Origin of the sequence: Polaromonas naphthalenivorans CJ2 (assembly GCF_000015505.1) — a bacterium.
GTDB lineage: Bacteria > Pseudomonadota > Gammaproteobacteria > Burkholderiales > Burkholderiaceae_C > Polaromonas > Polaromonas naphthalenivorans.
The window spans coordinates 220537-244159 of sequence record NC_008781.1 but is presented as its reverse complement, the minus strand read 5'-3'; the positions used below and the strand labels follow the sequence as shown (position 1 = coordinate 244159).

At 61.6% G+C, this 23623-nt stretch carries 25 protein-coding genes; 8 read left to right on the top strand and 17 right to left on the bottom strand.

Annotated elements, in window-relative coordinates; translation table 11 throughout:
* Positions 1–104: 104 nt before the first annotated feature.
* The 4 genes from PNAP_RS01170 to PNAP_RS01155 are packed head-to-tail and all read right to left on the bottom strand — an operon-like array spanning position 105 to position 2568.
* Positions 105–374: an HPr family phosphocarrier protein gene (locus tag PNAP_RS01170; protein WP_011799671.1), complete on the bottom strand. Its 270-nt coding sequence runs from the start codon at positions 372–374 to the stop codon at positions 105–107.
* Positions 343–786 (bottom strand): PTS sugar transporter subunit IIA, encoded by a 444-nt coding sequence (locus PNAP_RS01165; RefSeq protein WP_011799670.1) that lies wholly within the window; start codon positions 784–786, stop codon positions 343–345. The genes PNAP_RS01170 and PNAP_RS01165 overlap by 32 nt, the downstream gene beginning before the upstream one ends.
* Complete coding sequence (locus PNAP_RS01160; RefSeq protein ID WP_049763730.1) at positions 783–2042, bottom strand: MFS transporter; 1260 nt, start codon at positions 2040–2042, stop codon at positions 783–785. The genes PNAP_RS01165 and PNAP_RS01160 overlap by 4 nt, the downstream gene beginning before the upstream one ends.
* A 4-nt stretch (positions 2043–2046) precedes the next feature.
* Positions 2047–2568, bottom strand: a complete 522-nt coding sequence (locus PNAP_RS01155) for a hypothetical protein (protein ID WP_011799668.1) — start codon at positions 2566–2568, stop codon at positions 2047–2049.
* A 198-nt stretch (positions 2569–2766) separates the two neighbouring features.
* Between PNAP_RS01155 and PNAP_RS01150 the strand changes: the two genes are divergently transcribed.
* Both PNAP_RS01150 and PNAP_RS01145 read left to right on the top strand, forming a co-directional pair.
* Complete coding sequence (locus PNAP_RS01150; RefSeq protein WP_011799667.1) at positions 2767–2973, top strand: dodecin; 207 nt, start codon at positions 2767–2769, stop codon at positions 2971–2973.
* Between the two features lie 26 nt (positions 2974–2999).
* Complete coding sequence (locus PNAP_RS01145) at positions 3000–3437, top strand: universal stress protein (protein WP_011799666.1); 438 nt, start codon at positions 3000–3002, stop codon at positions 3435–3437.
* A gap of 285 nt (positions 3438–3722) precedes the next feature.
* Here PNAP_RS01145 and gtfA read toward each other — a convergent pair whose 3' ends face one another.
* The 7 genes from gtfA to PNAP_RS01110 form a co-directional block, all read right to left on the bottom strand.
* Positions 3723–5204: a sucrose phosphorylase gene (gene gtfA / locus PNAP_RS01140; protein WP_011799665.1), complete on the bottom strand. Its 1482-nt coding sequence runs from the start codon at positions 5202–5204 to the stop codon at positions 3723–3725.
* Positions 5205–5213: 9 nt separating this feature from the next.
* Positions 5214–6305: an ABC transporter ATP-binding protein gene (locus PNAP_RS01135; RefSeq protein ID WP_011799664.1), complete on the bottom strand. Its 1092-nt coding sequence runs from the start codon at positions 6303–6305 to the stop codon at positions 5214–5216.
* Positions 6306–6338: 33 nt separating this feature from the next.
* Positions 6339–7235 (bottom strand): carbohydrate ABC transporter permease, encoded by an 897-nt coding sequence (locus tag PNAP_RS01130; RefSeq protein WP_011799663.1) that lies wholly within the window; start codon positions 7233–7235, stop codon positions 6339–6341.
* Entirely contained in the window at positions 7232–8170 is a 939-nt protein-coding gene (locus PNAP_RS01125; RefSeq protein WP_011799662.1) for a carbohydrate ABC transporter permease, read from the bottom strand. Before PNAP_RS01125 ends, PNAP_RS01130 begins: the two co-directional genes overlap by 4 nt.
* 15 nt (positions 8171–8185) lie before the next feature.
* Entirely contained in the window at positions 8186–9493 is a 1308-nt protein-coding gene (locus PNAP_RS01120) for a sugar ABC transporter substrate-binding protein (RefSeq protein ID WP_011799661.1), read from the bottom strand.
* Between the two features lie 52 nt (positions 9494–9545).
* Positions 9546–10820, bottom strand: a complete 1275-nt coding sequence (locus PNAP_RS01115) for an ABC transporter substrate-binding protein (protein WP_011799660.1) — start codon at positions 10818–10820, stop codon at positions 9546–9548.
* Between the two features lie 297 nt (positions 10821–11117).
* Positions 11118–12332, bottom strand: a complete 1215-nt coding sequence (locus PNAP_RS01110; protein ID WP_332261694.1) for a LacI family DNA-binding transcriptional regulator — start codon at positions 12330–12332, stop codon at positions 11118–11120.
* Positions 12333–12507: 175 nt separating this feature from the next.
* On the opposite strand from PNAP_RS01110, the gene PNAP_RS01105 reads away from it, so the two are divergent.
* Complete coding sequence (locus tag PNAP_RS01105; protein ID WP_011799658.1) at positions 12508–13458, top strand: carbohydrate porin; 951 nt, start codon at positions 12508–12510, stop codon at positions 13456–13458.
* Between the two features lie 100 nt (positions 13459–13558).
* On the opposite strand, the gene PNAP_RS01100 is transcribed toward PNAP_RS01105, so the two are convergent.
* Positions 13559–14578 carry a substrate-binding domain-containing protein gene (locus PNAP_RS01100; protein ID WP_011799657.1) on the bottom strand — a complete coding sequence of 340 codons (1020 nt, stop codon included), beginning with the start codon at positions 14576–14578 and terminating at the stop codon, positions 13559–13561.
* Positions 14579–14763: 185 nt separating this feature from the next.
* Here PNAP_RS01100 and PNAP_RS01095 point away from each other — a divergent pair, with 185 nt between their 5' ends.
* Both PNAP_RS01095 and PNAP_RS01090 read left to right on the top strand, forming a co-directional pair.
* Entirely contained in the window at positions 14764–16011 is a 1248-nt protein-coding gene (locus PNAP_RS01095; protein WP_011799656.1) for a CaiB/BaiF CoA transferase family protein, read from the top strand.
* Complete coding sequence (locus PNAP_RS01090) at positions 16011–16742, top strand: alpha/beta fold hydrolase (RefSeq protein WP_011799655.1); 732 nt, start codon at positions 16011–16013, stop codon at positions 16740–16742. The genes PNAP_RS01095 and PNAP_RS01090 overlap by 1 nt, the downstream gene beginning before the upstream one ends.
* Positions 16743–16833: 91 nt before the next feature.
* Here PNAP_RS01090 and PNAP_RS01085 read toward each other — a convergent pair whose 3' ends face one another.
* The 4 genes from PNAP_RS01085 to PNAP_RS01070 all read right to left on the bottom strand — a co-directional run bounded on the left by PNAP_RS01085 (position 16834) and on the right by PNAP_RS01070 (position 21081).
* Positions 16834–18123: a DUF445 domain-containing protein gene (locus PNAP_RS01085; protein ID WP_157040185.1), complete on the bottom strand. Its 1290-nt coding sequence runs from the start codon at positions 18121–18123 to the stop codon at positions 16834–16836.
* Between the two features lie 95 nt (positions 18124–18218).
* Entirely contained in the window at positions 18219–18815 is a 597-nt protein-coding gene (locus PNAP_RS01080) for an OmpW/AlkL family protein (RefSeq protein WP_011799653.1), read from the bottom strand.
* 178 nt (positions 18816–18993) lie between these two features.
* A complete protein-coding gene (locus PNAP_RS01075; RefSeq protein WP_011799652.1) occupies positions 18994–20274 on the bottom strand; it encodes an O-acetylhomoserine aminocarboxypropyltransferase/cysteine synthase family protein in 1281 nt (426 codons plus the stop codon).
* A gap of 102 nt (positions 20275–20376) precedes the next feature.
* Positions 20377–21081 carry a DUF4197 domain-containing protein gene (locus tag PNAP_RS01070; RefSeq protein WP_011799651.1) on the bottom strand — a complete coding sequence of 235 codons (705 nt, stop codon included), beginning with the start codon at positions 21079–21081 and terminating at the stop codon, positions 20377–20379.
* Between the two features lie 13 nt (positions 21082–21094).
* On the opposite strand from PNAP_RS01070, the gene PNAP_RS01065 reads away from it, so the two are divergent.
* Positions 21095–21610 (top strand): TlpA family protein disulfide reductase, encoded by a 516-nt coding sequence (locus PNAP_RS01065; RefSeq protein ID WP_011799650.1) that lies wholly within the window; start codon positions 21095–21097, stop codon positions 21608–21610.
* A gap of 127 nt (positions 21611–21737) precedes the next feature.
* Here PNAP_RS01065 and PNAP_RS01060 read toward each other — a convergent pair whose 3' ends face one another.
* A complete protein-coding gene (locus PNAP_RS01060; RefSeq protein WP_011799649.1) occupies positions 21738–22193 on the bottom strand; it encodes a c-type cytochrome in 456 nt (151 codons plus the stop codon).
* Positions 22194–22388: 195 nt separating this feature from the next.
* Between PNAP_RS01060 and PNAP_RS01055 the strand changes: the two genes are divergently transcribed.
* Together PNAP_RS01055 and PNAP_RS01050 are read left to right on the top strand one after the other, a co-directional pair.
* Positions 22389–23075: a cytochrome b/b6 domain-containing protein gene (locus PNAP_RS01055; RefSeq protein WP_011799648.1), complete on the top strand. Its 687-nt coding sequence runs from the start codon at positions 22389–22391 to the stop codon at positions 23073–23075.
* Between the two features lie 57 nt (positions 23076–23132).
* Positions 23133–23621, top strand: a complete 489-nt coding sequence (locus PNAP_RS01050) for a GNAT family N-acetyltransferase (RefSeq protein WP_011799647.1) — start codon at positions 23133–23135, stop codon at positions 23619–23621.
* Positions 23622–23623: the final 2 nt, after the last annotated feature.

Genomic DNA, 23623 nt, shown 5'->3' with positions numbered 1-23623 from the left:
AGTTTCATGCAAGTCAGGGCCGCAGAACCGGCTTTGCCGGGCTGCAGGCGCAGCGGCCACCCCGGGGGGCAGGGAGCTACACGCAGTGAGCGACCGTGGGGGCATCATTCCCCTTCCCCGAACTTGTCGGCAACCAGCGCCAGCAAGGCGTCCATGGCCGCCTGCTCATCGGCGCCATCGGTTTCGATTTCAACGCTGCTGCCCATGCCGGCTGCCAGCATCATCACGCCCATGATGCTTTTGGCGTTGACGCGGCGCTCGCCCTTGCTCATCCACACTTCGCTGCGAAAGCTGCCAGCGAGCTTGGTGAATTTGGCCGAAGCTCTGGCGTGCAGGCCCAGCTTATTGCTGATGGTGGTCCGGGTCTTGATCATTTTCTCTTCGTATTTGATTTTGGGGTGCGGTGACGGCCACCTGCATCACGCCCTGGCTGGCGCCCGCCAGCGCACGCGCCACCAGCACATCGAGCGACTCGTTGCGGTAGCTCACCGCGCGCAGCAGCATGGGCAGATTCATGCCGGTGACCAGCTTGGTCGCCACGCCGTCGGCCAGTTGCTGCGCCACATTGCAGGGCGTCGCTCCAAAGATATCGGTCAGCACCAGGGTCTGCGGGGTGTTGAGTTGCTTGAGCAAAATGCCTGCCTGGACCAGCGTTTCCTCGGGCGGCATGCTGGGCTGGACATCGAGCGCCGCCACGCTGGCGGGATGGTCGGGAAAGACATGCAGCACGCACTGGAGGAAAGCCGAGGCCAGCGGTGCATGGGCGATGATGAGAATGCCGTTCATTGCACTGAATTATCGGCGTTCACACTGATGAAGTAGCCATATGCGGCGATAGAGCAACACAAAAAAACCGTCATGGCCGCCTGAAAGCTGGCGCCCTGCGCCAGGCCCAGGGCGGAAAAAGCGTCAACCAGCAAACCAAGGCCCCACTGCGCGACAAATACCCCGGCAAAAATGACCAGATTAAAGGCCGACAGCGCACGCCCGGCCAGCGCGGCTCTGAACGACATGCCGACGGCCGGCTGGGCCAGCCCCATGACGCTCGATGTGACGCAGAACAGCGCCCAACCCGGCCAGCCGGTGGCGCTGCCGGCAAGGATGTTGCCGGCCAGCACCGCCAGGCTGAGCGGCACGCCCCAGGCGATCAGGCGCGTGGCCGGCCAGCCATTGCGGGCCAGGTACGGATTGACCAGGCCCCAGCTCCAGAAGGTCACCAGCATGCTGGCGTTGATCCAGAACAGGCCGGTGGCCGACTCCAGCGGCGTGTCGCCGGCGACCCTGACCATCCACGGACCGGCCCACAGCGTCTGGATCGCCACCATGCCGCCGTAGTTGAAAAAAGCCAGCGGCGCCATTTTGCGGAAATAGCGGCTGCGCCAGATGGCTGCATAACCGGCCTCGTGCGACAGCGCAGGCGTTGAAGGTGACGCGGCGGGCGCCACCCGCCAGCGCGGAACGAGCCAGGCAATCGCGGCCATCGACAGCACGACCAGCGCCGCCAGACACCAGAACAAGGCCCGCCAGCCGATGAGCGGCATCAGCCACTGCACCGGCAGGGTCGAGGCCAGCATGCCGAGCGAGCCGGTCATCAGCATCCACGAATTGGCGCGCAGCAGCGCGGGCGTGTCAAACCAGCGCCGGTAACCCGTCAGCGCCGCCATCAGGCAGGCACCGACGCCCATGCCAAGCAGCACGCGCGCCATCAGCAGCCCGGTAAAACTGCCGGCCGCTGAAAAGGCCAGGCAGCCCAGCACGGCCAGGCTCAGGAACCACAAAATGACGCGCTTGGGGCCATGGCGGTCCAGCCAATGGCCCAGCGGCAGCTGGACGGCGGCAAAACCCAGGAAATAGCCGCCCGCCAGCAGCCCCAGGCCCTGCGCCTGCAGCGAAAACTCCTGCGTCAGCACCGGCGCCAGCGTGGCGGTGATGGCGCGCAGCAGCGTCGAGCAGAAGTATGCGGCGGCAAAGGCCAGAAAAACGAGGGTGGCCGATTTGGCGTTCAGCCGGTCCGGCAGGGCGATGGCGTCCTTTGGCGTCACGGCTTCATTCAAACTTCAGGCTGGAGAAAAAGGTGTCGGCCACCTCGGGCGCGATTTGCGGGGCATACATCACCACCTGGAAGACCTGCGAGCCCTGCGCGAAATAAGCGGCCTGCCCGCTCACGGCCGTGCCGTCGGCGCGCTGCCCCTGCGCCTGCACGCGCGTGACAGGCACCCCGGCCGATGCGCCTGGAATGGCCAGGGCAAACGGCTGGCGGCTGCCAGGCGCGGCCTTCATGTTGGCCAGCGTCAGTTCTTGCCACAGCGCCAGCACCGATGCCGCCCTGGCGGCATCGCCGACATCCGCCACGGCGACGGCAAAGGTCGCGCCGCCCGCATCGCAGCCGAGCATGGCCAGCGTCGTCGGCTGGCCGCCCAGCGGCACTACTTTGTGCGCCGTGTCGGGCTTGCAGGGCAGCAGTAGGTTCAGGCGCGTGCCTTCGGGATGCACGTCGCGCCAGTTGAAGGCTGGGGTGCAGGCGGCCAGCGCCAGCAGGACGGTTAAAAAGCTCAGGAATCGGGACATCTCGCGCACCAGGCCTTATGAATACTTGCAGGGAATCGGCAAGCCTTGCACTTTACAGGCTTGGAGCACCGCCTGCGCTTGCGGCCCGGCGCGCTGCCCGCCGATGGCCTGCGCATGCCCATGAACTTCTTTGTGCTTGGAGTGCAAAACGCGTAAGATTCCAACGAATGGGGCCAATCAAATCCTGGGAGTAATACGATGAATAGCCATGTGTACAAGCAGCTTGAGTTGACCGGTTCCTCAACCGTCGGTATTGAAGATGCGGTAAGCACCGCCATTGCCAAGGCACATGAGACGGTGCGCAACATCCAGTGGTTCAGCATCACCGAGACCCGCGGCCATGTGGTCGATGGCAAGGTCGCGCACTGGCAGGTGTCCCTGAAAATCGGCTTCACGCTTGAATAACCGCCAGCGCACATCGGAAGCTTGCCATGTACCAACGAATCCTGCTGGCTTATGACGGCTCTGCCCCCGGGCAGCAGGCCTTGCTTGACTGCCATGAAATTGCGCAGTGGAGCCGTTCGGAGCTGACGCTCATCGCCGTGATGCAATTGCCCCTGAGCACCCTCGGTCTCGATGGCGGCGTGTACGACGAGACGCTGCAGCAAGAAGAGAAAGACCGCTACCAGAGCATCCTCAATACCGGACTGCGCCAGCTGACCGATGCCGGGGTGAGCGCGCATGGCGAAGTGGTGATCGGGGATGCGGTCAGTGAAATCACACGCTGCGCCCGCCGGATCGGGGCCGACCTGATCGTGGTGGGCCACAAGCATCTGGACGGATGGGCGGCGCGCTGGTGGCGCGGCTCCGTCTCCAAGGCGCTGATCGAGCAGTCGCCCTGCAGCGTGCTGGTGGTCATCACTCACTGAAACGCGCGGCCCGGGCACGGTTCGTTGACATGGACTTGTCCGGCATCCAAGGCATCCTCCTGGGTGACAAATGCTTTATCCGCCCCATTCTTAAGGAAGACCTGGCCCGCCAAGGCATTGACTTATTCGTGGGCCAGCCCGCCCCCCAAGGGCGACCGCATCAATGTCGCAATGTCGTACTGTCAGGCAAGTTTCTTCCGTACAAGACCCACTGAGGGTCGGTGCGAAGCATTTGGGTCCAGAGGCCGACGCCAATGGACACCGAGCCGGGCCAATTCAAGCGATTTAAAACGCCTTGGCAAAAGCAATCCGCCTCGTCCCGCCCTCATCCGTGAACAGGAGTTCATGGCGAAGGTCGGTGAAATCGACGAGCAGCTCAGCCACCACAGGCCCGTTGATCCACCGCATGTGCAGGCAGCTGTCGCCGGTTGGCTCGACACTGAACGCGCCGTCGAACGCGGGATGCGCATTACGTAGCCGGATCAACTCGAGGAGTTGCTGTACGACTGGCCGCCCGAGCGCTGAATCGACCTCAGCGCTCGCGTAACGGTGCCGGTTGATATCCCGACCCACGCGGGTACGCTCAAGCAAGTCCATGTCATTCCTGCCCGCCAGCAATCCGACGTAATAGACCTGCGGAATGCCCGGCATGAAGAACTGGATCGCACGAGCCAACAGGTAGGCCGTGTCATCGCGGCCCATCGCGTCATAAAAAGTGCAATTGACCTGATAAAGGTCGAGATTGGACGCAGCTGCGCCCGTTGCTTCGCGGCTCTGGCCGCCGCTGTTGATGTGGATGATTTCCACCAACCGGTCGAGTTCCTGGGGCGGTACCAGGCCGGGTCTGTTCACGCGATCAGACGGATCAGCGCCTATATCGATGATGCCGATCCCGTCGTGTGTGTCGAGTACCGTCAATGCGTTGGTCGGCCGCTGGGCAATCCATTGCTTGAGGTGCTTTCCTGTCTTGAAGAAAAACGCGTGGAGCACCAGTGGAGGCAGAGCGAAGTCGTACACCCAGTCAACGCGTTTGGCGATCTCGATCTGTTTGCGATAGTAGGAATGCACCTCGACCAGAACCTCAAGCCCCACCGAGCGGCACAGTGCAGCGAACTCGTCGATGAAGTCGAAAGTCTCGGGCATCAAGAAGCAGCTGTCGCCCTGCTTCTTGATCGCATAGCCCACAGCGTCCAGCCGGATCATCTTCACGCCACTGGAAGCCAGTGCCTGCAAGATTGACTCAAGATAGCTGCGGCCTTGCGGATGCTGCACATCAATGTCCAGTTGCTTGGGCGTGAATGTTGTCCAGAGAATTTTTTTTTCGCCATTGGCCAGCGTCATGCAGGTAAAGGGCAAGCCTGGACGCGGCCGATACACGGATATCAGATCTTCCTCGGTGGCGCCTTCAGGGAAAACAGCGTCAAAAGTCAGGAAAAGACCGTTGTAGGGCGACGCCGCGCCACGTTTCGAATAGTCGATGAACTGCGGGGAGTCTGACGACATGTGGTTGACGATCACATCGGCCATCACATCCATGTCCTGCGCCAGGGCCTTGATGTCGCTCCAGTCGCCCAGGGCGGGGTCCACGCGGGTGTGGTCTATGGGGTCGAACCCGGCATCCGCACCATGGATCGAGTAGAAGAACGGCAGGATATGAACAGCGCCGAAAACACCGGCCAGCGGGCCGTTCAAAAGCGCACGTAGATCCTGAAGGGTTCCGCCGCTCAAGCGGTCGGCATAGGTGATGAGTTGGACTTCGTTTTTCATGAGGGAAATTTAGAGAATACCGATGCACGCACCCGTGCCGTCGAAAAGATGAAGGGCACCGCGAACAGCTCGCAATGAGATGGCGTCGCCGCTGTCCCAGGGGACGCAAGCCACTGCCAACTTGATGCACAGCGGCTGTGAAACGTCTGGCAGGCGGGCATATAGCAAGGTCGTATCTCCCAGCCGCTCAACAAAATCAATGCGCGCGGCCCAGCCTGCTTCGCCAGCCGGCACGACTTCGATTGACTCCGGGCGCATGCCGATTTGCGCGCAGCGCGACACGTCCAGGCTTCCGGGCACGCTGACGGGTAGCTCGCCGAGCCCCGGAACCTGCAGGATGTGCTCGTTGCCCCGCCGCCCAATCGTTGCGGGCAGCAGGTTCATCCGGGGTGAGCCCAAAAACTGCGCCACGAAACTGTTGACCGGATGCTGGTACAGCTCCATCGGAGCGCCCACCTGCTCCACCATTCCGCGGTTGAAAACAGCAATGCGGTCGCCCATGGTCATCGCTTCCGTCTGATCGTGCGTGACGTAAATCATGGTGCTGCCAAGCTCCTTGTGCAGCTTGGTGAGTTCGACCCGCATCTGCACGCGCAGACCCGCATCCAGATTGGACAGCGGCTCATCGAACAGGAAGACCTCGGGCTTGCGCACGATGGCGCGGCCGATGGCCACGCGTTGCCGTTGACCGCCCGAGAGTGCCTTGGGCGTGCGGTCCAGCAAGTGCGTGATCTGCAGAATTTCCGCCGCGCGGCCGACTTGCTCTCGTATCTGGTTCTTCGACAGGCCAGCCATCTTCAGACTGAAGCCCATGTTTTCGGCCACGGTCATGTGCGGATACAGCGCATAACTTTGAAACACCATGGCCACACCCCGGTGCGGCGGGGGCAGATCGTTGGCAACGCGGTTGCCAATGCGCAACTCCCCCTCGGAGATGTCCTCCAACCCGGCGATCATTCTCATCATCGTGCTCTTGCCGCACCCGGATGGGCCAACAAACACCATGAACTCGCCATCGCGAACTTCCATGTCGATGCCATTGATGACGTCGACCGTGCCGCCATAGCGCTTGCGAATTCCGCGCAGTGTCACGCTAGCCATAAAAGAACTCCTGTCTGGTTTTTCATGAATTTATTAACCTTTGATACCGCTGGAAATCGCACTTTTCACGAACCAGCGCTGGAATACGATGAACAGCAGCAAGGTCGGCAGCGTGGCCATCGCGGCGAATGCCATCACATCGCCCCATTGGCGAGGAAATTGGCCAAAGAAAGTCTGCATGGCCAATGGCAAGGTCGCGAAAGTGTCACCGCGCACCACCATCACCGGCCACAGCAGGTCACCCCAGCGAGCAAGGAACTGCAACACCGTGACGGTGGCGATCACCGGCTTGGACAAGGGCATCACAATGCTCCAGTAAATCCGCCACCTCGAAGCCCCGTCCATCAGCGCGGCCTCCTCCAGATCCTTTGGTAGCGCAATGAAGAACTGGTAGAAGAGGTAAACGGAGAACGCATTCGCGATAAACGGAATCACCTGTACGTGGTAGCTATCGAGCCACCCTGTCACCACGCTATGGCCGTTGAACCAGGGGAGTTCGTTTACCAGCAGCAGCAGGGGCACGGCAACTGCCTCAAAGGGAATGATGATGAGCGCCACCACCATGGCGAGCAGGGTGTCGCGCCCGCGAAATTGAAAGCGCGCAAGCGCATAGGCCAGCATGCTGTTCACAATCAACCCCAGCGCAACCGTCAAACTGACAGTGAGCACCGAATTGAAGAAGGCCAGCTTGAAGGGCGAGCGGTCGAACACATCATGGAAGTTCTGCAACGAGAGATCTCCATGGGGAACGAAAGCCATCAGGCTGCCCATGTCACCAAGCAGTTGAAGCTCATCGCCCTTGAAGGCGGAAACAAACATGAAGACCAGCGGCAGCAAAAAGAAAGCTACGAGCAGCGCATGCAGGGCGTATTGCGCCACCTTGGCCAGGAAGGCACCGCGCTTTTGCGAGGGATTGCGGGTGGTATTCATTGCACAGCCCTTTCTTCGCGCAGCACGATACGCTGCACCAGTGACACGGTCAAAACGATTACGAAGAACACGACCGAGACCCCCGATGCGTAGCCGATCTTTCCGTTGCCAAAACCTTCGTGGACCATCAGCATCACCATGGTTCGGAAGCTGTCCACCGGGGCTGATGCACCGCTGGCCTGAATGATCTGCACCTGCGTGAAAAGCTGAAATGCCTGGATCGTCGTTGTCACCAGCACGAAAATCGTGGTGTTCTTCAGCATGGGGAGCGTGATGTAGCGAAACTGCTTCCATGGCGTGGCGCCATCGAGCTTGGCAGCCTCGTACAGGTCGCCCGAAATCGACTGCAAGCCCGCCAGGAAGACCAGCATCTGGAAGCCGACGCCCTGCCAGATGGACAGCACCATCACCGCCGGCATGACCAACGCCGGGTCGCGCAGCCAGTCTTGAGGCCCTACCGCGCCAAAGCTGAGCAGACCGACCAGACGGTTGATCACCCCTGCATCAGGGCTGTACAGCAGTGACCACACAACGGCGACCACCGCCATCGTGGTCGCCACCGGCATGAAATAGATGGTGCGAAAGAACCGCGTGCCGGCCAGCGCCTGGTTGACCAGCAATGCCAGGCCCAGTGCGCTCAAGGATTGCAATGGGGCCACCACGCACACAAAAAAGAAGTTATTTCTCAGCGCCGCCCAAAAGCTGTCGTCTTCGAAGAGGCGCGTGTAATTGCGGACACCGACAAAGCTGGTTCCCAGCTCGTCGTTGCCGATCAATCGCTGGTCCGTGAAGGAAAAGACAAACGCCAGCGCGAATGGCAGGATCAAAAAGACGAACAACAGCACCAGGGCTGGCGCCGCGAAGAACCAGGGAGTGAGCTGGTAAGGGGTGAATCGTGGTGGTTTTACAGAAACTTGTCTGTCGATAAAAGTCATGGCTACAGCTTTCGGTCAAGGGCGCGCGGCACGCGCTTTCTCTATTTTTCGATCTATGTTGATCACCGCCTGGTTGAGTGTCTGCTGAGGGTCTGCACCGCGAGCGATGCGATTCACGGCATTTGAAAACTCGGCAGTGATGGCAGGGTAATCCGGTGAAGCCGGACGCACCTGAGCCTGGCCCGACATTAGCTGGTCGGCGTACAGGCGCAGCTCTCCGGTGGGCCCATAGTGCCGGCTAAATGCCATCGCGACGCCAGTGCCGGGTACCGCGCCGTTTACGTCCGTGACGCGCAGTACCTCAGCGCTACTCATCAGGTGTTCAATAAAGCGAATGGCGAGCTGGGGCTCCTTGCACGACGCCGCGATGCCGAAGTTCCACGACCCGGAGCCAACCACGGGCCGCACACCGAAGCGAGGCAGGGGCATCAGCACTAGGTTGTCTCCAAGCGCTTGCTTGTAGTCCTTGTAGACCCAATGCCCCACCCAAGACAGGGCCGAGCGACCTTCGATGAATGCGCGATCATCCTTTGGCATGACATCCACGTAACCGGCCTTGATCCAGCTCTGCAAGGCGCTCATGGCCTTGACGGCGCCCGGGCCGTTGAGCACACCCTGGGCACTGCGCATGCTGCCGCGCTCGATCAGGTCGCCGCCGAAACCCTGAACAATCGGGGCAAACCCATAAGTGAACCATTCTCCGACGCCATAGTTGAACTTCATGTCCAGCGGCGAAGGCACGCCAGCGTTCTTCAGCCGCTTGAGAACGTCTTCAAACTCTGTCAACGTCCAGCCGTCGCCCGCTCTGGCTGGAATTCGCACACCGGCGGCATTCAGCATGTTCCGATTTCCCCATAGCGCCATACCTGAGTCGTATTGAGCCACGCTGTACAGCCGCCCATTGACCGTTCCCTGACGCACCAGCGACGCAAGCATCGAATTGCGAATCCTGGCCAGCGACTGCACTTTTTCCAGCGGCAGCAGGTGCCCCGCCGCGGCGTAGGCCGCGACATTGGGGCCATCGAACTCAAGCACGCAAGGCAGCCGCCCGTCAGCCGCAGCCTTCGCCACCGCCTCGTTGTAGCCCACTTCAGGCACTGGAACCAGGACAGCCTGCGCCTTGCCGCCGAGATTGCGCCCGGCCTCGTTGAACGCCTTGATCGATGCCGTGTAGGCATCGCGCTCTGGACCCAGCCCGGCGTGAACCCAGACGTCCAGCGTCTGGGCCGCAGCTGGCAGCGAACAGGCCAGCCCGAACGCTAGAAACGCCATGCACGCACGCTGGGCTCTCACACCTGCGGTGAGTTCAAGGGGGTTTTTCATGCTCACTCCGGTGAAATGGTCCTGATGATGAACGGCTGCGGCATCAACAGAATCACTTGATCGGGTAACCCTTGTTGTCCTCTATGTTCTGGTCGATCTTTTTGGAGGCGCGGTCGAGCTCCTTTTGGACGTCAGCGCCCGCCACAATGTTGTTTAACGCCTCGGCAAAGGCCGTGCTGATGGCCGGATAAGCCGGCGTTTCAGGGCGTACCAGCGCCACTCCCTGGCGAACCTGCTGTACATAAATGTTCAAGCCGCCCTTGACACCGTAGTCCCTGCTCTGGGCCAGCGCTGAATTGGTTCCAGGCATTGCACCATTTGCCTCGGTCACGCGCAGGATCTCCGGGGTTGACATCAGATGGGCCAGCACCTTGGCTGCCGCCTTCGGATCCTTGCAGTCGGCCGAGATGCCGAAGTTCCATGAGCCAGCGCCAGTCACCGGCTTGGCGCCGAAGGCCGGCATGGGAATCAGCACCAGATCATCACCGAGCGCCTTCTTGTAGTCCTTGAAGGTCCAGTGGCCCACATAGGACAGCGCCGCCTTGCCCTTGATAAAGTCGCCGTCATCCTTGGTGGCAGGATTCACGTAACCCGCCTTGACCCAGCCCTGCAGCGTGGTCAGCGCTTTCACCGCGGCATCGCCATTGATCACTCCCTTGGAGGATTTAAATGTCTTGCGGTCGATCAGGTCTGCGCCAAAGCTCTGCACGATTGGCGAGAAACCATAGGTGAACCACTCTCCGACGCCATAGTTGAACTTCATGTCCAACGGAGCGGCCACACCGCTGCTTTTGAGCTTCTTCAGCGCGTCCTCGAACTCGGCGAGCGTCCACGCCTCGAGCACAGAGCCAGGGATACGCACCCCCGCCTTTTCGAGCAGCTTTTTGTTGCCCCAGATTCCCAGACCTGAGTCAAACTGGCCCAAGCTGTAGAGTTTTCCGCCGTAAGTTCCCTGGCGAAGCAGCGATGGAAGCAGGTCTGCTTTTACCGCGACCAACTCCGGAAAAGTGTCCAGCGGGATGATCTTCTTCGTCCATGCGTAGTTGTAGACGTTAGGACCATCGAAGTCCAACAGGCAGGGCAGCTTGCGGGCAAGTGCAGCAGCACTCACCTGGTTGCTGTAGCTGCCTTCGGGCAACTTCACGAGGTCAAGCTTGATGTCCTTGTTCTGCGCGTTGAAGGCATCTGTCGCTGCGGAGTAGGCAACCGCCTCAGGGCCTGGCCCGGCATGCACCCACATCGTCACCATGGTCTGAGCCTGCACCGGCATGGCGGTGGCGAGTGTTGCTGTCAGCGCAGCCATAAATCCCGAATATTTCTGCTTCATCTATGTCTCCTGATGGGGGCCGTTTTCCGCGCCTATATCTGGTCACGGTCTTGAAGGTGGCGAGCACCTTGGGAGCGATTATGATTTAATGCAATCGATTGCATTACTAGGGTTTACACCCGGTTTCGTTCGTTTTTTTACGACGTCACCAATCCATCTATCAATGGGAATATGCCATGTTCTGGGGCTATCGACATGGCAATAGGCTGCTGCCTATTTATTTCAGAATCCGGATTCTTGCAAACGAATGACAATACGCTTGCTTTCGCTTGGGTGACGGGCTGGAAGCGCTCTGGATCAACCCGGATCCGGCCTCGTGCTGGACCGCACCACCAGCTCTACTGGCAGAACCCGGGGAACCACCACCACCCCATCGATAACGCAGAGCAGCGCATCCACCAGCTCAGCACCGGCCGCACCGATAGGCTGGCGTACCGTGGTCAAGGGGGGGTTGCAATGGCTGGCCCATTCGATGTCGTCATAACCCACCACACCCACCGCGTCCGGCACTGTCCGGCCGTGCAGATGAAGTACCTGACTCGCCGCCGAAGCCATGACGTCGCTGCAGGCGAATACGGCGTCAAAAGACACCCCCTGCTCGCACAGCCGGTTGATACCCGCTCGTGCTTCATTGGCATCAAAAGGCACGCACACCAGCAATTGCGGATCTGGCTGCAGGCCATACGCCGCAAGCGCCTCGACATAGCCCTGGTGGCGGTAGGTCACCTCGGCCAGTTGCGGGTCGCCAATGAACACAATGCGGCGGTATCCCCGCTCAAGCAGGTGCCGCGTCGCCATGGCACCGCCGGCCATGTTGTCGCCGCCCACCGTGCAATAGAGCTGCTGAGGAATCTGGGTGCCCCACACCACGATCGGCATGCGCTTTGCAGCCATCTGGTTTAGTTGGTCATGGTGCCGCCACTGCCCGATCAAGATGATACCGATGGCCTTCCCCGAGTTGTACAGGTCTGCGGCGGAATCCAGGCTTTCAGCATCCACGCGCGACAGCAGCATGTCAAACCCGCGCTCGGTAATGGCATCAGCCAGGCTGCCCACCATGGCCAGGAAAAAAGGATCCGAAATATGCTGGCGTGACACCCGGTCATACGGAATCACAACCGCAATCGTGCGGTTCTGCTTGAGCCGCAGATTCTTGGCGCCGATATTGATGGAATAGTTGAGCGAACGCGCAAGCTCTTCAATTCGCTCACGGGTGTCCTTGCTGATCAGCGCGCTGCCATTAAGTGCGCGCGATACCGTGGCCACGGAAACGCCTGCCAGCCGCGCAAGGTCGGCCATTTGCGGGCGCCCCTTCTCCGTGGCGTCATCTGCGGACCGTGAAGACGTCTTCTGGGTTCTTTTCATCTCCGCATTCTGCCCCCAGTAAGCGGCGTTGGAGACCAGCCAGCGGCCATATCGGCTCTTGCTACGCGAGGAAAACGCCGACGAACCTGCTGCTCCGGGTTTTTCAGACACCGCACAGCCGATAAATTCCGCAGATTCATTCTGCATCTGCGCTGGGACTAGGGATTCTACCAAGACGAATTCAAATCGCTTTGGATACATTAAAAGCGCTTTGAATTAACTTCAAAGCGCTTTTAATGGAAGATGAGACGATATGAACTTGGCACCAACGAAGCTCTGACGCTTCTTCTACTAACTCAAACACCCACCTGTGGAACTGAACATGAACAATCTTTCGAAAACTGCCATCGCGCTAGCGGTCACGCTGGTGACTGCTAGCGCAGCGCATGCCGCCGAGTTCAACGCCAACCTCGAACTGGACAGCACTTACCTCAATAACAACCGGGGGCTATCGCAAAGCGGGCGGGTCGAAGTAAATGCCGTCGGTAAGGTCGGCAGCAACTATTTCGTGGCGGGCCGCGCCAGCTTGCTGGCCAAAAAGGACGGGGCCGCCGCGACCGACGACATGTGGGTGCAACTCGGCTCCAGCACGGCGGACCTGAAATTGGGCCGCTTCGAAGCGGCAGACCTGTTCCGCCTTCCGCGCGATGTGCTCGTTCTCTACGCCACCGGAGATGGCGTCTCCTCGGTGTACCGGGCCAATGTGCTGCGCGGGCGCGCAGGCTCCGAGGTGTTCCAGGCCGCCGGCACGGTGAACCTGGGCTCTGGCCTGTCGTTTGAACTCGGAGCCATCGAAACCCGGGCGACCGTCGGCACGTTGCCCGGGGCAGCCTACGTCGCCCCGAAAGGCCTGCGTCCAGTTTTGAGCTATGAACAAGGCCCTTGGTTATTGCGCGCGGGCCTGGAGTCCATCAAGTACAACGTCGGTGGCAAAACCCGTACCGGCTTCGGCTTCACGGGCAGCTACAACTTCAGCGACTTCACCTTGGTGGGCAACGCCGCAGCCAACAAGGATGCCAGTGGCAACAAGCAGACCAGCTATGCACTCATTGGCGACACCAAGTTCGGTCTGGGTGGCGGCCTGATCTTCGGCAACACCAAGCTGCCGGCAGGGAGCTACAAGGTCACCACCGCCTATGCCGCGTACACCTTCCCCTTGTTCGACATCAAGGGCGCCACAGTGACTCCAGCCGTCTCGTTCTCAAAGGCCGGCGGCGTGAACCGTTCCAACGACGAGACCGGCGTCAGGGTCCGTTTCAACTACAACTTCTGAACCCTCCCAAGAACTTCTGAGGTACTCAGGGCCGGACTTGTCCGGCCTTTTTCGCCATTGCCAGCGTCGCGGGTCTTCTGTCACCACCGGCCCAGCGCCCTCAATGCTCGCTGATCGGTCCGTCCGACGAGCCAGCGGCGATTCGAGGAGACCACAGCGTCTGCAATTCCTGCACAGGCTGGCCGGCGAGAACCCCAATCATCAATTCTGCGAGCTGGACGCCCACGGCATACGACGTGGGCTGCTCAATCGACGTGACCTGCACCGAGGTTACGACGGAATCAACCGGTACGCCGTCGTAAACGATGAGGGAAAGCTGGCGCCCGATCTTCAGGCCCGCGTCCAATGCGCAGCGCAGGACACCCACACCACACAAATTATTGTCAACGATCACTGCGGTCGGACCTTCGGCGCGGTCGAGCAGCGTCTTCATCGCCTCGTAACCACCGCGACGCCCGAACCCCGCCGGAACGACAAGACCTGGATCCACGGGCAAGCCCGCGGCATGCATGGCATCCAGGTAGCCCTGGTAGCGTTGGTAGGCGAAGTGCAGCTCCAGAGGCGCGTGCATGTAGGCAATCCGCCGATGGCCAAATTCTTGTAAGCGCCGGACCGCCAGAGAGCTACCGAGGGCATTATCGAAGTCGAACCAAGCATACGAGTCAGGCGTGTCTGTGCGGCCATAGGCCACGAACGGCGCACCGCATTCCTGGAGGTAGTCAAGCCGGGGATCGACACGGCGCGTGTGGTGGACGATGAACCCATCGACACGGCGTCCCTGCAACAAGCGCTTGTAGGTGGCAACCTCTTCTTTCTGGCGCGCTGAAGCGATCAGCAAGTCGATGCCGGCTTTGGAAAACCGTTCAGTCAGCCCATCCACCACCTCCAGAAATCGGGGGTCATCCAGATGGCCGGCTCCGGTGGGGTGAACGATGCCGATGGCGTCCACGGCACCTCGCGCAAGGCGTCGCGCCGTCACGTTCGGCTCGTATCCCACTTCCTTTGCGGCCTCGATGACGCGCTCCCGGGTGCGCTCACTAACCTCGGGATATCCATTCAAGGCCCGACTTACCGTAGTCGGAGAAAGGCCCAAGCTAGCGGAAAGCTGTTTGAGGTCCATATGTCTTGGCGTTCAATTTAGTAGCGCGTGAGAATACCATTGTGCGTCAAGTAGGGGCGAACCACGCGCAGGCATGCCGGATGAGGGCTGGTATGGGTCACCAATCCAGGCGAAGCACCGCGCAGTGATAAACGGCACGCAAGTGAATGCAGTGCCGTTTGAACCATTTGGGTCAAAATGGCTGGATGAATTCACTCAATGGCATCCGCATTCTCGATTTATCCCGCGTGCTCGCGGGCCCGTGGTGTACCCAGACGCTGGCCGACCTGGGGGCCGACGTCATCAAGATCGAGCGCCCCGGCAGCGGCGACGACACCCGCACCTGGGGGCCGCCGTTCCTGAAGGACGACGAAGGAGCGGAGACGCACGAAGCCGCCTACTACCTGGGCGCCAACCGCAACAAGCGCTCGGTCACCTGTGACATCGCCAAACCCGACGGCCAGGCGCTGATCCGCGAGTTGGCCCGGCATTGCGATGTGTTCGTCGAGAACTTCAAGGTCGGCGACATGGCGCGCTACGGCCTGGACTATGCATCGCTCAAGCTGCTGAACCCGCGCCTGGTGTACTGCTCGGTCACCGGCTTTGGGCAAAACGGGCCGTATGCCGAACGCGCCGGCTACGACTACGCCATCCAAGGCATGGGCGGGCTGATGAGCGTGACCGGCGAGCGCGACGACCTGGGCGGCGGCCCGCAAAAAGTCGGCGTCGCCGTGGCCGACCTGATGACCGGCATGTACGCCACCGTCGGCATCCTGGCCGCCCTGCGCCATGCCGAAAAAACCGGCGTTGGCCAGCTGGTGGACCTGGCGCTGCTCGACACCCAGGTCGCCATGCTGGCCAACCTGGGCGCCAACTACCTGGTCAGCGGCAAGGTGCCGCAGCGCGTGGGCAATGCGCACATGAACATCGTGCCCTACCAGGTGTTCGAGGTCGCGCCCGCAGCCGACGGCAGCAAGGACCACCTGATCCTGGCGGTCGGCAACGACGCGCAGTACGTGAAGTTCTGCGCCATCGCGGGCATTCCCGAACTCGGCGTGAACCCGCTGTTTGCCAAGAACCGCGACCGCGTGCACAACCGCGCCCAACTGGTGCCGATTCTGGAAAGCGTCATGAAACTGCGCGGCAAGGCCGACTGGCTGGCCGCGCTGGAGGCGGCCAAGGTGCCGTGCGGCGCCATCAACAACCTGGCCGAGGTGTTTGCCGACCCGCAGATCGAAGCGCGGGACATGGTCACCCACTGGCGGCATCCGCTCAAGAGCGACCTGCCGCTGGTGGCCAGCCCGATCAAGCTCAGCGCCACGCCGGTGCGCACGCCGGGCCAGGGCGGCCTGCCGCCGCCGCTGCTCGGCCAGCACACCGAAGAAGTCCTGCGCGAGCTGCTGGACTACTCCGACGCGCAACTGTCCCAACTCAAAACCGCGCGGGTGATCTGATGGCCAATTTTGTCCTGGTGCATGGCGCGTGGCACGGCGGCTGGTGCTGGCAGCGCGTGACGGCAGTGCTGCAGCGCGGCGGCCACCGCGTGCATGCGGTCACGCTGACCGGCCTGGGCGAGCGCGCCCACCTGCTGTCGCCCGCCATCACGCTCGACACCCACATCGACGACGTGATCAACCTCATCGAGGCCGAAGAGCTGCTGGACGTGGTGCTGGCGGTGCATTCCTACGCCGGCATGATCGGCACGGCGGTGGCCGACCGGCTGGGCCAGCGCCTCAAGCACCTGGTGTATGTCGATGCGGTCGTGCCCAAGCCCGGCGAAAGCTGGAGCAGCACGCAGTCCAGCGCCACGCAGCAGCAGCGCCTGGCCGCTGCGCAGGCGTCCGCGCATTTCAGCTTTCCGCCGCCCGACCCGGAGGTGTACGGTCTCAAGGATGACGACCGCGAATGGGTCAAGCGCCGCCAGACGCCGCACCCCGGCAACACCTACCAGGCGCCGCTGGACTTTGACGTGCAGCGCGTCGCCGCCGTGCCGCGCACCTTCGTCAGCTGCACCGAGCCGGCGCTGGCGACGATTGCGCCCAGCCGGCTGCGGGCCAAGGACCCGAAATTCTGGGACGGCGCCTGGCTGCCGGGCGCCAGCACCATCGAGCTTCAAACCGGCCACGACCCGATGGTCAGCGAGCCTGCGGCGCTGGTGCGGATTCTGCTGGGGTGCGGCGCGTAAGCCCTTGGCGGCATGTGACGGCTCGATTTAATGATAAAAAAGGCTTTTTGCGCACGCCCCATATGCGTAATCAGCTATACAAAAAATAGCATCAACCGAGCAAACGGGTCACGCTGTAGATGGCCAGCCCGACCAGCCCGCCAACCAGCGTGCCGTTGATGCGGATGAACTGCAGGTCACGCCCGATGGCCAGTTCGATGCGGTCGGTCATTTCCTCGCGCGTCCACTGGGCCAGTTTCGCCTCGATGAAGTGCCCCACCTCGCCCCGGTAATTGCGCACCAGCAGGACGCTGCCCGACTCGATGGCGCCGTTGAGCCCCTCGACCAGCCGCGCATCCTGCGCCAGCGCTTGCCCGACCTTGCGCGCCAGCACCGAAATCTGCCGGGCCATGGCCGGATCGTCCCGGCCCAGGTCATCGAGCAGGCGCGCCTTGACCCGGCCCCACAGGCCGCCGAGCAAGGCCTGCACCCGTTCATTGGCCAGGGTGTCCTGCTGGTGCCTGACGATGAACTCCCGCCATTGCGGATCGTCCTTGAGGTGCAGCACGAAGTTTTGCACCCAGCCGTTGAAACGCTCGCGGGCCGGATGCGCGGGGTCTTCCAGCACCTCATGGGCCGACCGGCTCAGCGAGCGCAACGCCCTCGGACCGATGGCGGCCGTTCCGACCTTGTAGAGCACGTTTTCGACGCCGAACGCGGCAATCAGGAAATCGGTGGCCTGCTGCTGGTTGGTTTCCTCGCTCAGGTAGTCGCCCAGGCTGTGCAACACGCTGTTGAGCAATTGCTGGTGCTTGCCCTCGGCCACCAGCAGGTCCAGCAGTTGCCCGGCGTTGGCCGAGATGTCGAAGCGGGCCAGCTGCCCGGCGGCCGCATCCTTCAGCAACTGGCTCATCGATGGGTCATCCAGGGCATTGAGCAGTGCCTTCAAGGCTTTGGCCGTGGCATGGCCCAGCTGCGCCGCATGGCCGGGCGCCAGCAGCCAGGCGCCGAGCAGGCCGGCCGGGTTGGCCTGCCGGATGCGCTGGGCAATGCCTTCTTCGGTCACGAAATAGCTTTCGACAAACTGGCCCAGATTGCGCCCGATGTCGTCCTTGCTGTTCGCAATGATGGCCGTGTGCCACACCGGAATGCCCAGCGGATGGCGAAACAGCGCGACGACGGCAAACCAGTCCGCCACCGCGCCGACCATGGCCGCTTCGGCAAAAGCTTCCACATAGCCCCAGGCGGGATGCAGCCCGGACAGGCTGCGGGCCAGGCAAAACACCGCAAAGGCCAGCAACAGCAGGCCGCCGGCCACCCGCTGCATGGCGCGCAGCCGGGCGCGCCTGAAGGCATCTTCGACGGAGTCCAGATGCTGTTGAATTTCGGTAGGGGATTGCATGCCGGGCAGTCTAGCCGTTTGGCGCGCGGCCGCCTGCATGTAAAAAGCCCTGTCATGCGAGCGCATGACAGGGCTTGTGTTCAGGAAACCCGAACTTAGAAGCGCCAGCCCAGACCCACGCCGACCAGCAGGGGATCGACCTTGAATTCGCCAATCTTGGTGCCAGCAGCCGCCACGTCGGTGCGGATATAGACCTTTTTCACGTCCAGATTGAGGTACAGGCCCTTGCTGAGTGGAATGTCCACGCCCACCTGCAGTGCCGGACCCCAGCTGTTCTTGTCCACAGTGGCCACGCCGCCCAGCAGGTTGACACCGGAAAAACGCGTGAAGTTGACGCCTGCGCCGACATAGGGCTTGAAGCCGTTCATGTCAAAGTGGTACTGGCCCAGCAGCGTGGGCGGCAGGTGCTTGAGCGTGCCGATTTCCACACCGTTGGAGTACATGGTGTGCTTTTGCGGCACCGTCAGGACCAGCTCGACCGCCACGTTCTTGTTCACGAAATAGCTGATGTCCACTTCGGGCATCCACTTGTTGTTCACCGACAGGCCCAGGCCGGTGCTGTCACCGTTCGCGCTGTCCAGATGCACGGCGCGGGCACGCACCATCCACGGGCCTTCCGTGGCTTGCTGTGCAAAGGCCGCGCCCGACAACAGGGTGGACAGAACGGCGGCGGCGATGAGTTGTTTTTTCATGATGAGCGGCGAATAAAGAACCGGGAATATTCCCAGAACTGATTGGACGCTTTCAGTGTTTAAAACAAGCTGATGTGGCGCAAACCCTGGTCATCCGGCCTACTCGCGCACCAGGTGTTTGAGCCAGATCAAATTTTCCCGGTTTTATCAACGAAAAACTGTTGCGCGATGGCAACGATCAGACCGCCGCCAGCGCCTGCTCCAGATCGGCCAGCAGGTCGTCGATGTGCTCGATACCGACCGACAGCCGCACCATGTCCGTGCTCACGCCGGCCTTGGCCAGTTCGGCCGGGTTCAGCTGGCGGTGCGTGGTCGAGGCCGGGTGGCAGGCCAGCGACTTGGCGTCGCCGATATTGACCAGCCGGGTGAACAGCTGCAGCGCATCCTGAAAACGCGATCCCGCCGCCATCGCATCGGCCTGCGACTTGACGCCAAAGCTGATGATGCCCGAGGCCTTGCCGCCCATGTACTGCTGCACCAGCGCATGGTCGCGGTGCTCGGGCAGGCCAGCGTAGTTGACCCAGGCCACTTTCGGATGGTTCTTCAGGAAATACGCAATCGCCAGCGCGTTGTCGCAGATGCGGTCCATGCGCAGCGCCAGTGTTTCGATGCCCTGCAGAATCTGGAAGGCAGCCATGGCGCTCAGGGCCGCGCCCATGTTGCGCAGCGGCACCACGCGCGCCCGGCCGATATAGGCGGCAGCGCCCAGCGCCTCGGTGTACACCACGCCGTGGTAGCTCACGTCGGGCTCGTTCAGGCGCCTGAAGCGCGCCTTGTGCTCGGCCCACGGGAACTTGCCGCTGTCAACGATCACGCCGCCCAGCGTCGTGCCGTGGCCGCCCAGGTATTTGGTCAGCGCATGCACGACGATGTCGGCGCCGTGCTCGAACGGGCGGCACAGGTAGGGGCTGGACACGGTGTTATCAACGATCAGCGGCACGCCGCCAGCATGCGCCACCCCGGCCAGCGCAGCAATGTCAGTCACGTTGCCCAGCGGATTGCCCACGGACTCGCAAAACACCGCCTTGGTGCGGGCATCGATCAGCGGCGCGAACGAGCCAGGGTCGCGCGGGTCGGCAAAGCGCACCTCGATGCCCATTTGCGGAAAGGTGTGGGCAAACAGGTTGTAGGTGCCACCGTACAGCGCCGACGAGGCGACGATGTTGTCGCCGGCTTCGGTGATCGTCTGGATGGCATAGGCAATCGCCGCCATGCCCGAGGCCACGGCCAGCGCGCCGATGCCGCCTTCGAGCGCCGTCATGCGCGCCTCCAGCACCGCATTGGTCGGGTTCATGATGCGGCTGTAGATGTTGCCCGCCACCTTCAGGTCGAACAGGTCGGCGCCATGCTGGGTGTTGTCAAACGCGTAGGCCACGGTCTGGTAGATCGGCACCGCGACGGCTTTGGTGGTCGGGTCGGGCGTGTAGCCGCCGTGGACGGCGATGGTCTCGATTTTCATGGTTTTCCTGTGCAAAAAACCGCAAGGCTAACAGGCTGGCCCGCAACCGTCCAATCAGCCATGGTTGCAAGCTCATGCGGTTTTCGAGCCTGGGCTGCCGGCTTATTTCAGCGCGCCAAATACCTTCTGCAAGATGGCGCTGCCGGTGCCGACCGGGTCCTGGCGGATTTTCTTTTCTTCTTCACCGAGCATCAGGTAAAGGCCATCGAGCGTTTTGCCGGTGACGTACTGCTGGATGTTGGCGTCTTCCTTTCTGACCAGGCCAAAGCTGGCGGCCTTGCCGGCGAATTCGTTGTATTGATTCGCCAGGCCAACCTTTTCAGTGGCCCGGTTCACTACCGGCAAAAACTTCACGCCCAGCGGCACGCGGGTCTTGTCGGCAAAGAAAGCCGTCACCGAGGTATCGCCGCCCGTCAGGATGTTTTTGGCGTCGTTGACATTCATGCCGCGCACGGCACTGACCAGCAAATCCTTGCCCATCGGCACGGCGGCCTCGGCGGCGCGGTTGATCGAGGTCGTCAACTCGTCGAGACGCCTGCCCTGGCCAAAGGTTTTCAGCAGTTTTGAGGCATCTTCGAGGTATCCGGGCAGCGGAATGCGAACTTTTGGGTTGCCGAGGAATCCATCGGGCTTGCCAAGCAGGGCAACGGCCATCAGGGCGCCTTTTTCAAGCGCGGTTTTCAGGCCGCTGCTGGCCTCGGCATTGGTCAGGTCGCCCAGGGACAGCGCATGGGCATGGCGCCAGGTGGCGAGAATCAGCAAGCCCAGCGCGCTCATACCCGCCTGGTTAAAATTTCGACGTTGCATGAAGAGGTCTCCCATGATAAAAATTTCTCCCGTGGCAGTATGCCGCATGGTGCTGGCGGGCGCGCTGGCGCTCGGGGGTGCGGCGTTCCTGGCGGGCTGCAGCGGCGCGCAGGCCGCGCCCGAATCGACCTTCGTGCTGCTCGACGGCAGCAAGCAGACCACGGCCGACCTGAAGGGCAAGGTCACGCTGGTCAATTTCTGGGCCACCAGTTGCGTGACCTGCGTCGCCGAAATGCCCAAGATCATCGCCACCCACAACAAGTACAAAACCCGGGGCTATGACACGCTGGCCGTCGCCATGAGCTACGACCCGCCAAGCTACGTCGTCAATTACGCCGAAACCCGCCAGCTGCCGTTCAAGGTCGCCATCGACAACACCGGCGCCAATGCCAAGGCCTGGGGCGATGTGCAACTCACGCCGACGACCTTCCTGGTCAACAAGCGCGGCCAGATCGTCAAGCAGTTCGTCGGCGAGCCCGATTTTGCGGCGCTGCACCAGCTGATTGAAAAGCTGCTCGCCGAAACCTGAATCCGCCCTACCTTCTGTTTTTTCATCCAAAAAAAGGCCAGTTTCAGATGAAACTGGCCTTTTGCGCTTGATGGACGGGCACTAGCAGCTATCAAAACAGTAGTGAATCAGCCCTTGGGTGCTGAACTCACTTGTTGCGGAAAGCGTCGTGGCAGGCTTTGCAGGTTTCCGCCGTCGCGCCGAAAGCCGTCTTCAGCGCGTCGAGGTTGCCGGTCTTGCCCGCAGCAGCCAGCTTGACTGATTCAGCCGCCAGCTTGTCGCTTCCGGCCTTGAACTTGGCCTGCTCGGTCCAGACTTCCGACATCGCCTTGCTGCGGCTGTCCTTGTCGGTGCCGGGACCGAAACCGGCCCATGGCAATTTGGCCATCGTGGCGACCAGTTCGGCACTGTCGGCAGCCACCTTGGCATCGAACGGCACCTTGCCGTTGACCATGGCGCCCAGGCGGCCGAAATGCGTGCCCATGACCGACAGCGCGCTCTGGCGGTATTTGACGGCGTCTTCAGGCTTGGCAAACTGCGCCGAGGCCGGGGCAGCCCAGGCAAACAGGCTGGCCGCGGCAGCAATACAGACAAAAGCTTTCATTGAATTCCTCGTGGTTGTTGGGATGGAGTGAAGCGGCAACACTGTTACGCTTGTTGCCGATTTGCTGGAGTTTGGCAAGTGCCGATAAGTTCCACCGGAACTTATCGGCTGGGGAAAAGCACCAATGCGCCAGCGCGGCAACCCGCACGATCCCAAAGGCGCCAGCCTTCGCAAGAAAAAATAACGAGGATGAAAATGTACAGCAACAAAACCCTGACCAAGGTACGCGTCTGGGACTTGCCGACGCGGCTTTTCCACTGGACGCTGGTCGCCGCCATCACCGGGCTGGCGATCAGCGGCACCCTCGGCGGCAATGCCATGGTCTGGCACTTCCGCTTTGGCTATGGGGTGCTGGCACTGCTGCTGTTTCGCATTCTGTGGGGCCTGGTGGGCGGGCGCTGGTCACGTTTTGGGGCCTTCATCTATGCGCCACAAAGCCTCATCCATTACCTCAAGGGAAAGGGCAAGCCAGAACACTCCGTCGGCCACAACCCTATCGGCGCCCTGTCGGTCTTTGCGATGCTCGGGTTTCTGGTACTGCAGGTGGCCAGCGGCCTGCTCAGCGATGATGAAATTGCCTTTTCCGGACCGCTAACCCGTTTTGTCGCGAACGCCACGGTCAGCCTGGCCACCGACTACCACGCGAACATCGGCAAATGGATACTCCTGGGCCTGGTGCTGCTGCACATTGGCGCCATCGTGGTTTACCTGCTGCGCAAACACAACCTGGTGGGCGCCATGCTGCACGGCGACAAGGAACTGGTGGTGAAGGTGCCTGCCTCACGCGACGACACGGCGTCCCGCACGGCCGCACTGCTGCTTTTCATGCTGTGCGCGGGAGTCGCCTATTGGGTATCCACGCTGGAGGCTGCCGCTTTCTGACAAGCTCATCCTTGGCATGCGGCTAAACTGAAGGCCGATTTTTTCTCAAGCGACACCGTGTCACGACCCACCATTCAGTTCATCACGCCCGATTCTCCCGATCAACTGGCCGCCACGCGGCAGATTTTTCTCGAATATGCGAAGCAACTGGGCGTTGACCTGTGCTTCCAGAACTTTGAAGCTGAGCTGGCCGACTTGCCGGGTGAATATGGCGAACCCGGCGGGGCTCTGATGCTGGCCCTGGTGGATGGGGAAATCGCCGGCTGCTGCGGCTTGCGCGCGCTGGATTCAGCCGATTACCCCAACGCCGCTGAAATGAAACGCCTGTATGTTCGCAAGGCTTTTCGCCGCTTTGGCCTGGGCCGGCAGCTGGCTGAAGCAGCACTCGATGCAGCGCGCATGGCGGGCTATCACTGCGTGCTGCTCGACACGCTGGACGACATGGAATCGGCCCGGGCGCTGTATGCCGAGCTGGGCTTTGTGGACATTCCGCCCTACTACCACAACCCGATTCCCGGTGCCCACTATCTGAAAGCCGATCTGTAGGG

Bases quoted from the DNA above. Each gene is read 5' to 3' on its own strand.
- PNAP_RS01170 (WP_011799671.1), bottom strand. From the start codon at position 374: ATGATCAAGACCCGGACCACCATCAGCAATAAGCTGGGCCTGCACGCC.
- PNAP_RS01165 (WP_011799670.1), bottom strand. From the start codon at position 786: ATGAACGGCATTCTCATCATCGCCCATGCACCGCTGGCCTCGGCTTTC.
- PNAP_RS01155 (WP_011799668.1), bottom strand. From the start codon at position 2,568: ATGTCCCGATTCCTGAGCTTTTTAACCGTCCTGCTGGCGCTGGCCGCC.
- PNAP_RS01150 (WP_011799667.1), top strand. From the start codon at position 2,767: ATGAATAGCCATGTGTACAAGCAGCTTGAGTTGACCGGTTCCTCAACC.
- PNAP_RS01145 (WP_011799666.1), top strand. From the start codon at position 3,000: ATGTACCAACGAATCCTGCTGGCTTATGACGGCTCTGCCCCCGGGCAG.
- gtfA (WP_011799665.1), bottom strand. From the start codon at position 5,204: ATGAAAAACGAAGTCCAACTCATCACCTATGCCGACCGCTTGAGCGGC.
- PNAP_RS01135 (WP_011799664.1), bottom strand. From the start codon at position 6,305: ATGGCTAGCGTGACACTGCGCGGAATTCGCAAGCGCTATGGCGGCACG.
- PNAP_RS01130 (WP_011799663.1), bottom strand. From the start codon at position 7,235: ATGAATACCACCCGCAATCCCTCGCAAAAGCGCGGTGCCTTCCTGGCC.
- PNAP_RS01125 (WP_011799662.1), bottom strand. From the start codon at position 8,170: ATGACTTTTATCGACAGACAAGTTTCTGTAAAACCACCACGATTCACC.
- PNAP_RS01120 (WP_011799661.1), bottom strand. From the start codon at position 9,493: ATGAAAAACCCCCTTGAACTCACCGCAGGTGTGAGAGCCCAGCGTGCG.
- PNAP_RS01115 (WP_011799660.1), bottom strand. From the start codon at position 10,820: ATGAAGCAGAAATATTCGGGATTTATGGCTGCGCTGACAGCAACACTC.
- PNAP_RS01110 (WP_332261694.1), bottom strand. From the start codon at position 12,332: ATGCAGAATGAATCTGCGGAATTTATCGGCTGTGCGGTGTCTGAAAAA.
- PNAP_RS01105 (WP_011799658.1), top strand. From the start codon at position 12,508: ATGAACAATCTTTCGAAAACTGCCATCGCGCTAGCGGTCACGCTGGTG.
- PNAP_RS01100 (WP_011799657.1), bottom strand. From the start codon at position 14,578: ATGGACCTCAAACAGCTTTCCGCTAGCTTGGGCCTTTCTCCGACTACG.
- PNAP_RS01095 (WP_011799656.1), top strand. From the start codon at position 14,764: ATGAATTCACTCAATGGCATCCGCATTCTCGATTTATCCCGCGTGCTC.
- PNAP_RS01090 (WP_011799655.1), top strand. From the start codon at position 16,011: ATGGCCAATTTTGTCCTGGTGCATGGCGCGTGGCACGGCGGCTGGTGC.
- PNAP_RS01085 (WP_157040185.1), bottom strand. From the start codon at position 18,123: ATGCAATCCCCTACCGAAATTCAACAGCATCTGGACTCCGTCGAAGAT.
- PNAP_RS01080 (WP_011799653.1), bottom strand. From the start codon at position 18,815: ATGAAAAAACAACTCATCGCCGCCGCCGTTCTGTCCACCCTGTTGTCG.
- PNAP_RS01075 (WP_011799652.1), bottom strand. From the start codon at position 20,274: ATGAAAATCGAGACCATCGCCGTCCACGGCGGCTACACGCCCGACCCG.
- PNAP_RS01070 (WP_011799651.1), bottom strand. From the start codon at position 21,081: ATGCAACGTCGAAATTTTAACCAGGCGGGTATGAGCGCGCTGGGCTTG.
- PNAP_RS01065 (WP_011799650.1), top strand. From the start codon at position 21,095: ATGATAAAAATTTCTCCCGTGGCAGTATGCCGCATGGTGCTGGCGGGC.
- PNAP_RS01060 (WP_011799649.1), bottom strand. From the start codon at position 22,193: ATGAAAGCTTTTGTCTGTATTGCTGCCGCGGCCAGCCTGTTTGCCTGG.
- PNAP_RS01055 (WP_011799648.1), top strand. From the start codon at position 22,389: ATGTACAGCAACAAAACCCTGACCAAGGTACGCGTCTGGGACTTGCCG.